Below are 7,458 nucleotides of genomic sequence, written 5' to 3'. Positions count from 1 at the left end.
CCCAATGGGATGATGATCGCCCCGACTTCAGTCCCAAAAGCCACCGCCGAAGCGGCTGGCCAGCCAATGTCTAAGGTGTGCAGATGCAAACCATAAGTCTTGACCATCGCAGTAACGGCTGGGCCGATATTATCGGTCAGCAGCTGAGTGATGACACTCAAGCCAACAAACCCAACCCCGACAGAAAGACCTGATTTCAGTGATTTACCGATCCCCATCCCGAGTAATAACCCCAGGATCAAGAAGATGATCGGCATCATGACGCTTGCCCCTAAGGACAAAATGTAATTAATGACGCCCATGATTTACTTTCCTCCTAAAGAAAAATCCGTTCACGTTACGGCTGCTTACCGATGTACGCTAAGATCCCACCGTCGACGTAGACCACATGGCCATTGACGAAATCAGAGGCTTCAGAAGCCAAGAAGACTGCTGGACCTTTGAGGTCGTCAGGAGTGCCCCAACGTGCGGCTGGCGTCTTGGCAATGATGAATTGGTCGAATGGATGCCGGGAGCCATCAGGTTGCTTTTCACGCAGTGGCGCGGTTTGTGGGGTAGCGATGTAGCCAGGGCCGATGCCGTTGCATTGGATGTTGGCTTCACCGTATTCGGAACAGATGTTGCGAGTCAGCATCTTCAAGCCGCCTTTGGCTGCGGCGTATGCACTGACGGTTTCACGGCCAAGTTCACTCATCATCGAGCAGATGTTGATGATCTTACCATGGCCTTGTTTTTGCATGCCAGGAATCACAGCTTTGGAAACGATGAACGGACCAGTCAAGTCAATATCGATCACTTGACGCCAGTCTTCAGCCGACATTTCGGTCATTGGGATCCGCTTGATGATCCCCGCATTGTTGACCAAGATATCGATCGTGCCAAGATCGGATTCGATTTTGGCCACGAGTTCCTGGACATCGGTTTCCTTTGTGACATCAGCCACGTAACCGTGAGCATCGATGCCAGCTTCTTTATAAGCTGCCATGCCTTTGTCAACGAGTTCTTGGTTGATGTCGTTGAAGGCGATCTTAGCACCATAAGCGGCATACGCGCTGGCGATCGCAAAACCGATCCCATAACTAGCACCAGTGATTAAAGCAACTTTACCATCGAGACGGAAAGATTGTTCTGTGAATGACATTGTCGTAACTCCTTTAAGTGTGACGACACAGGGATAAACCTGTGCAGTGACTACGGGCAACATCCGCTCAATTGGATTGAGCAGTAACGCACAAAATAATAGCAATTGTGACGATCACTTCCGCCAAACGCTGCTAGCATGGCGTTTAGCAGAAGTAAAGTAACGGTTTCTAATTTCTTAAAAAGAAACGGCGTTCTTGTTTAAGAAACCACAAACAGAGTATATCGTGGAAACCGGTTTACTGCAAGCGCTTTTTGTCAATAATTGCTTGAATATATATGAAAAAGTGAATGAAAGCGTGACAATTAAGGGTTAGCGGAAACTGATATTTCAGTACATGTGAACCATCGAGCATCTATTTAGTGCCCTAAATTACCCGTAAATGACTAATAGCGCGATCATTGAGCGAAAAGTCGCTCGATGGTCGCGCTATTGTTTGTGATTGATGAACGAAGTAGTCAATGGACCCAAGTGCTGATCAGTTTGAACAACGCTAACACAACAGAAAAGCTGGCGGTACCGATTTTTAGGACATTCGCATTGATCTTAGGGCCAACGGTGCTGCCCCACCATACGCCTAGTCCGTGCGTGACGATAATGATCGCCAACAGCGGCAGGTAAGCTTGCCAATGGATCTGGGTGAAGTAACCGATCGCAGCGGGCACGGAAATAGCCACTGAATTCAACAAGGCGACGCCGACAGCGACGTGTGGCGCACAGCCTAAAACCACTAACAATGGCATGACCAAGACGGGTCCGCCGGCTCCGGATAACGCACATAGCGCCCCGGTGAGCAAACCAAAACCGAATAAGAATCCTGAGTGAGTCAGTAAGGGGCTTTGGGGATGGTCGACAGGGCGCAAACGCGCTTGTTGGATCAAGATCGCCGCGCCTGAAGCCAAAACGACTAAGTATAAGATCGCGGTGACTAGGTCAGGCGATAATAACAAGTTGAGCTTCACCCCTGCCAACGCCCCAACTAGCGAGCCAATGCTGACAATGCCCGCCAAGCGCCGGTCTAATAGTCCGGCGCGCGCATAATTGCGGGCACCAAGCAGCCCTGAAACAATGAAGGCCAAAAAGCTGAATGCTAAAGCGGTTGTCGGTGTGTACCCTAAAAAGCCGGCGTATAACATCGGCAGCAAGAACCCGGCCACGCCAGTCATCCCGACCAAAGCACCGATCACGGCATTGGCCGCGGCAATGATCACCATCCTATCCCCTCCAATAAAAACGTTAGAATTATTCTCTTATAAGTTGGCAAACAGAGCAAGTGAGAAAATGATGAAAACGCTTGCTAAAAGTCTGCCCGCCGATATAGTATATACCATATAGTAAACACTAAATTCGGAGGCCGATCATGCAAGACGCACAGCTAGAAGCACTCAGCCCGTTCGAACTCAGCTTATATCTCCAAAAACACGTCGTTGACCCCAAGCGCCAGCAGGTCTTAGACGCCGGTCGCGGCAATCCTAACTGGACGGCACCGGTACCGCGTGAGGCGTTTTTTCTCTTAGGTGAATTTGCTACTCAAGAAACCCAACAAGGGGGCTTGACCGGTACGATGGTCATGCCGGCAGCCGATCGCTTGGCGCGCTTTTTGGCTTTTTTGCAAACGCGCCCAGGGGCTGGGTCAACGTTTTTGGAGCAGCTCTTGGCGTTGTCGGCAACTGACTTAGGGATGCCAGCGGCCGCTTGGCTGGATGCGGCGTGTGATGCGATCATTGGCGACAATTATCCGGCGCCGGCGCGGTGTTTACCAGTTTGTGAGCACCCGTTGAAGGCTTATTTACAACAAAATTTGTTTGGACAAGCAGCACCTGCCTTTGATGTTTTTCCGGTTGAAGGGGGGACGGCAGGGATCTGTTATTTGTTTGACACGCTAATCAACACGCATTTGCTTGAGCCCGGGGCGCGTATCGCTTTGTTGTTGCCGACCTTTGCGCCATATCTAGAGATCACCAAGCTGCCGCAATACCATTTTGATGTGGTGGCGATCCGATCGACGCAAACTCGGGCAGCCGGGCGCACCACGTATCATTATCCAGCGGTTGAATTGGATAAGCTGCGCGATCCTTTGGTCACCGCCGTGTTCGTGGTCAATCCCAGCAACCCCACGGCCAACGCCTTAGGTGCCGCCAATATCCGGCAGATCCAAACGATCGTTAATGAAGCGCGGCCAGACTTGATGATCTTGACCGATGACGTTTACGGGACGTTTGCCAGCGGGTTTCAGTCGTTGTTTGCGGTATTGCCGCGCAATACGGTGTGTCTGTACTCGTTTTCGAAGTACTTTGGCGCAACCGGGTGGCGCGTTGGGGCAATCGCCATGGCACAAGACAATGTGTTTGACCGCTTGTTGCAACGGCTCCCGCCGGCGCAAGCGGCGACGGTCGCGGCACGGTATGCCGCGGTGACCAGTGATGCGCCGTTGCCGTTTATCGATCGCTTAGTCGCCGATTCGCGCGATATCGCGCTCAACCATGCGGCTGGCTTGTCGGCGGTGCAGCAAGTGATGATCGCCTTGTTTTCGCTGTATGGCTGCTTGGTCGATGGCGCGGCGTATCAAGCCGAGGTGATGGCGATTTGCCGCACTCGCGAAAAACAGCTGTTTGCTACGTTAGGGCTGCCGCTGCCTGAGACGCGTCATGATACGGCATATTATTGCGAGCTGGATCTAATGGCCTGGATCCAGGCACGCTATGGCCAGGCATTTGCCGCATTTGTCAAAACACGCTATTCGCCGCGGCAGCTATTGGTGCAGCTGGCGGCAGATGAGAATGTGATGCTCTTGCAAACGCGTGATTTTGGCAGCCATCCATGGGCGGTGCGGATCTCTTTGGCTAACTTGGCCACGCGCCAATATGCGCAAATTGGGGCGCGCTTGATCCATTGGATGGATGATCTGCAAGTGACATGGGCCAACAAAAGGGGGCAATCAAATGAGTGAACCAAAATATGCAACGGTGGTCAAAACGATCCAACAACGGATCCAAGAAGGCTACTATGTCCCGGCCCAGCGGCTGCCATCTGAATATACTTTGGCAGAAGAATTTGGGGTCACGCGCATGACCATCCGCAAGGCGATCGGCGTGTTGATCAATCAACACCTGCTGGTCAAAAAACCGGGCTATGGGACCTATGTGGTTGAGCAAAGCCAAGACAAGATCGCCAGTGGGCAAAATGGCTTGCAAGGGTTCACGGAAGTCGCGCAAAGCTATGGCAAAACCAGCCACACAGAGGTTTTAGCCTATGAGCCGCTGATCACCCCAAGCCCGGCGATCTTAGCTAAGCTGGCCACGCCTGGACGGCCCAATGGTCAGTATGACCGGCTGGTCCGGCGGCGTTTTTGGGATGATGATCCGATGACGATCGAAGAGGTGGTGTTGTGCCACGAGTATGTCGCCGGCAAGCAGGCCAAAGACTTTGAAGGCTCGTTGTTTGCAATCTTAGAGCAGCAAGTGGATATCGCTTATGCGCATCAAGAAATCGAAGCGACTGCGGCAGATGAGCGCTTGGCGGCATTATTGGATCAAAAGCGCAACGCGCCGCTGCTCGTGTCGCATACGGTGACATTTACCAGTGATGGCAAGCCGATTTTGTATGACCAATCGTATTATCGCAGTGATAAGTATTCGTTCAAGTCGACGCTGATGCGGCGGCCGTGACGAGAAGGGAGTGCTTATGCTTAGGATGGACAGTCGCATCAAACCAGTGGTCGCTTTGCATTGGGAAGCGTTCATCGCTGATTTGGCTGAGATGATCCAAGTGGAAAGTGTGCGCGGGGCTGCTGCTGATGCGGCGCCATTTGGATCAGGGCCCAAGCAAGCGTTGGCGCTAGTGGCGCAAATGGGTCAAGCCTATGGGTTCAAAACCGGCATCGTCAATGACGCCATGGCGTATGTGCAATGGGGTGATGATGATACCGATTATCTTGGCATCGTGGGGCATTTGGATGTCGTTGCCGCCGGATCTGGTTGGCACACGCCGCCTTTTGAATTGACCCGGCACAATGGCACGCTGTACGGCCGCGGGGTTTTGGATAATAAAGGGCCGATCATGGCGTGTCTTTATGGGATGAAGCTGTTGTGCAACATGGGGTTTCAACCCGCCAAAACGATTCGGCTGATCTTTGGTTCTGATGAAGAAAGCGGCTGTGCCGATGTGCCATTATATCTTGAACATGAGGCGCCACCGCAGTTTGGGTTCACCCCAGATGGCAAATATCCGGTGGTGTATGGCGAACGCGGGATCGTCAACTATGCGTTAGACACGACTTTGCCAGCTGCTGCCGCCTTAGGGCCGATCGTCGGCGAACAGGCCAAAGATCATGTGCCGGATCAACTCAGCACCACGTTGGCAGGACAGGTGTTCAAGGCCATTGGCAAGCGCGCGCCGACCAACGCCCCGGAATTAGGCGTGAATGCGTTGACTGAGTTGGCCAAGCAGATCGTGGCGGCCAAACTGGGCCCTGAAGCGCTGCAAGCGTATTTTGCTTGGATCGTCACGCATCTGGCGGATCAACATCACGGCCAAGGCCTGGACTTGGCGCTTGAAGATGCTGATTCTGGGGCCTTGATCATGACGCCATATCGCTTGAGCAAAACGGCTGCCGGCTTGCGCTTGGGGTTGGCGATCCGCTATCCGGTATCCGTCAGCGAAGCCACGGTGACAGCGCGTTTGCAATCAAGCCTGCCGCCGCAAACCCAACTGCAGGTACTGCGGCGGCTGCCAGGCGTGATGCATGATCAAACCCGCCCGGAGATCCAAACGTTGTCGGCGGTATATGGGGCGGTGACCGGCTTAAACCCAACGCCTGTGACCACTACCGGCGCCACTTATGCGCGGGTGATGCCCAATATCCTCGCGTTTGGGCCGTCATTTCCCGGACAAAAAGGGATCGCGCATAAACAAGATGAATGGATGACAGAAGATGACCTCGCCAAAAACATGCAGATCTATATGCAAAGCATGTTGGCATTGACGAAAGGGTGATGACAATGTGGGGGACGATCGCCACTTGGCGTATGGCACATGACGGTGTCGTGGATGCCAGCCGGCAATTAGCGGCTGGCGGCACTGCAGGCGATGCGGTAGAAGCGTTGATCAAACGCGTAGAAGCCTATGAATACTACAAATCAGTGGGTTATGGCGGCTTGCCGAATGAAGAAGGCGAGGTGGAAATGGATGCAGCATTCATGGATGGGGACACCTTTGCTCAAGGGGCGGTCGCTGGGATCCATAACGTTTTGCACGCCGTTTCAGTGGCGCGGGCGCTGAGCCATGAGCACTACAATAGCTTCCGTGTTGGCGCTGGTGCCACTAAATATGCGCAACTGCAAGGCTTTGAAATGGTGAACATGTTGACGCCGCGCGCTAAGAAGCTTTGGCAACAACGTTTGGCGGCGATGCGCGCGTCGGACCTGAGTCCTTATGATGGCCATGATACCGTCGGTGCCGTGACGTTGGCAGGCAATGGGTCGATGGCCACGGCGACGTCGACTTCTGGTTTGTTTATGAAAAAAGCCGGGCGCGTCGGCGATTCGCCGCTGTCAGGATCGGGTTTTTATGTGGATAGTGCCGTTGGCGGGGCGGCGGCCACCGGCTTAGGCGAAGACTTGATGAAAGGCTGTTTGAGCTATGAGATCGTTCGCCAAATGGCTGCCGGCAAAACCCCGCAAGAAGCCGCAGATCAGGCGGTTTACAGTTTTGCAGAAACCTTGCAGGCGCGTTATGGCAAATGCGGCGAATTCTCTTTAGTGGCGATGAATAATCGCGGTGAGTGGGGCGTGGCGACCAATGTAGAATTTACCTTTAGCGTTGCCACTGCGGATGCTGCCCCGCAGATCTTGATCGCTCATCCGGCAGCAGACCACCAAACCCGCATCGAGCCGATCACCCAAGAATGGCTTGACGCATACGAACGTCGGATCAAGGCACCGATCGATTAGATCAAGGAGGAAATCATCATGAGTAAGAAAATTTATCTGTTTTGCAGCCAAGGCATGTCGACTAGTCTATTGGCCCAAAAGATGCAAGATGTAGCAGATGCCCACAAGATGCCAGTGACGGTTGCCGCCAAGCCCCACGGATTGCTCCAAAATATTGTCGATGAAGAACATCCGGATGTGATCATGCTTGGCCCGCAAGTGAAATATTTGTATGACGAAACGGCTGAAAAATATGGGCAAGACGGCACCCCGGTGATCCTGATCGACAGCCAAGATTATGGCACCATGAACGGCGAACGCGTGCTGAAGCAAGCCTTGCTCGCCTTGAAGAAAAAAGCCCAGTAACCGCCACATTTTGGAGGAGTG

At 53.2% G+C, this 7,458-nt stretch carries 8 protein-coding genes; 5 read left to right on the top strand and 3 right to left on the bottom strand.

The annotated features are described in order from the left end of the window. The 3 genes from EKM91_RS11930 to EKM91_RS11920 form a co-directional block, all read right to left on the bottom strand. On the bottom strand, positions 1–302 hold a 302-nt coding region (locus EKM91_RS11930), incomplete at its 3' end, for a PTS transporter subunit IIC (RefSeq protein ID WP_338015994.1). Positions 303–337: 35 nt separating this feature from the next. Next, positions 338–1,141, bottom strand: a complete 804-nt coding sequence (locus EKM91_RS11925) for a gluconate 5-dehydrogenase (protein WP_125754145.1) — start codon at positions 1,139–1,141, stop codon at positions 338–340. Positions 1,142–1,599: 458 nt separating this feature from the next. Next, complete coding sequence (locus tag EKM91_RS11920) at positions 1,600–2,355, bottom strand: sulfite exporter TauE/SafE family protein (RefSeq protein WP_125754144.1); 756 nt, start codon at positions 2,353–2,355, stop codon at positions 1,600–1,602. 146 nt (positions 2,356–2,501) lie between these two features. On the opposite strand from EKM91_RS11920, the gene aspD reads away from it, so the two are divergent. The 5 genes from aspD to EKM91_RS11895 are packed head-to-tail and all read left to right on the top strand — an operon-like array spanning position 2,502 to position 7,437. Beyond that, the gene (gene aspD / locus EKM91_RS11915) at positions 2,502–4,091 is read left to right on the top strand and encodes an aspartate 4-decarboxylase (protein WP_125754143.1); all 1,590 of its coding nucleotides are present in this window, start codon (positions 2,502–2,504) and stop codon (positions 4,089–4,091) included. Then, the gene (locus EKM91_RS11910; protein ID WP_125754142.1) at positions 4,084–4,809 is read left to right on the top strand and encodes a GntR family transcriptional regulator, LSA1692 subfamily; all 726 of its coding nucleotides are present in this window, start codon (positions 4,084–4,086) and stop codon (positions 4,807–4,809) included. Before aspD ends, EKM91_RS11910 begins: the two co-directional genes overlap by 8 nt. 25 nt (positions 4,810–4,834) lie before the next feature. Beyond that, positions 4,835–6,136 (top strand): Sapep family Mn(2+)-dependent dipeptidase, encoded by a 1,302-nt coding sequence (locus EKM91_RS11905; protein ID WP_225419520.1) that lies wholly within the window; start codon positions 4,835–4,837, stop codon positions 6,134–6,136. Further along, entirely contained in the window at positions 6,136–7,092 is a 957-nt protein-coding gene (locus EKM91_RS11900; protein WP_125754140.1) for a glycosylasparaginase, read from the top strand. Before EKM91_RS11905 ends, EKM91_RS11900 begins: the two co-directional genes overlap by 1 nt. 18 nt (positions 7,093–7,110) lie before the next feature. Further along, positions 7,111–7,437, top strand: a complete 327-nt coding sequence (locus EKM91_RS11895) for a PTS sugar transporter subunit IIB (protein WP_125754139.1) — start codon at positions 7,111–7,113, stop codon at positions 7,435–7,437. Positions 7,438–7,458: the final 21 nt, after the last annotated feature.

Origin of the sequence: Lacticaseibacillus baoqingensis, from assembly GCF_003946165.1 — a bacterium.
GTDB classification, from domain to species: Bacteria; Bacillota; Bacilli; order Lactobacillales; family Lactobacillaceae; genus Lacticaseibacillus; species Lacticaseibacillus baoqingensis.
This window is presented reverse-complemented; position numbering and strand designations above follow the sequence as displayed.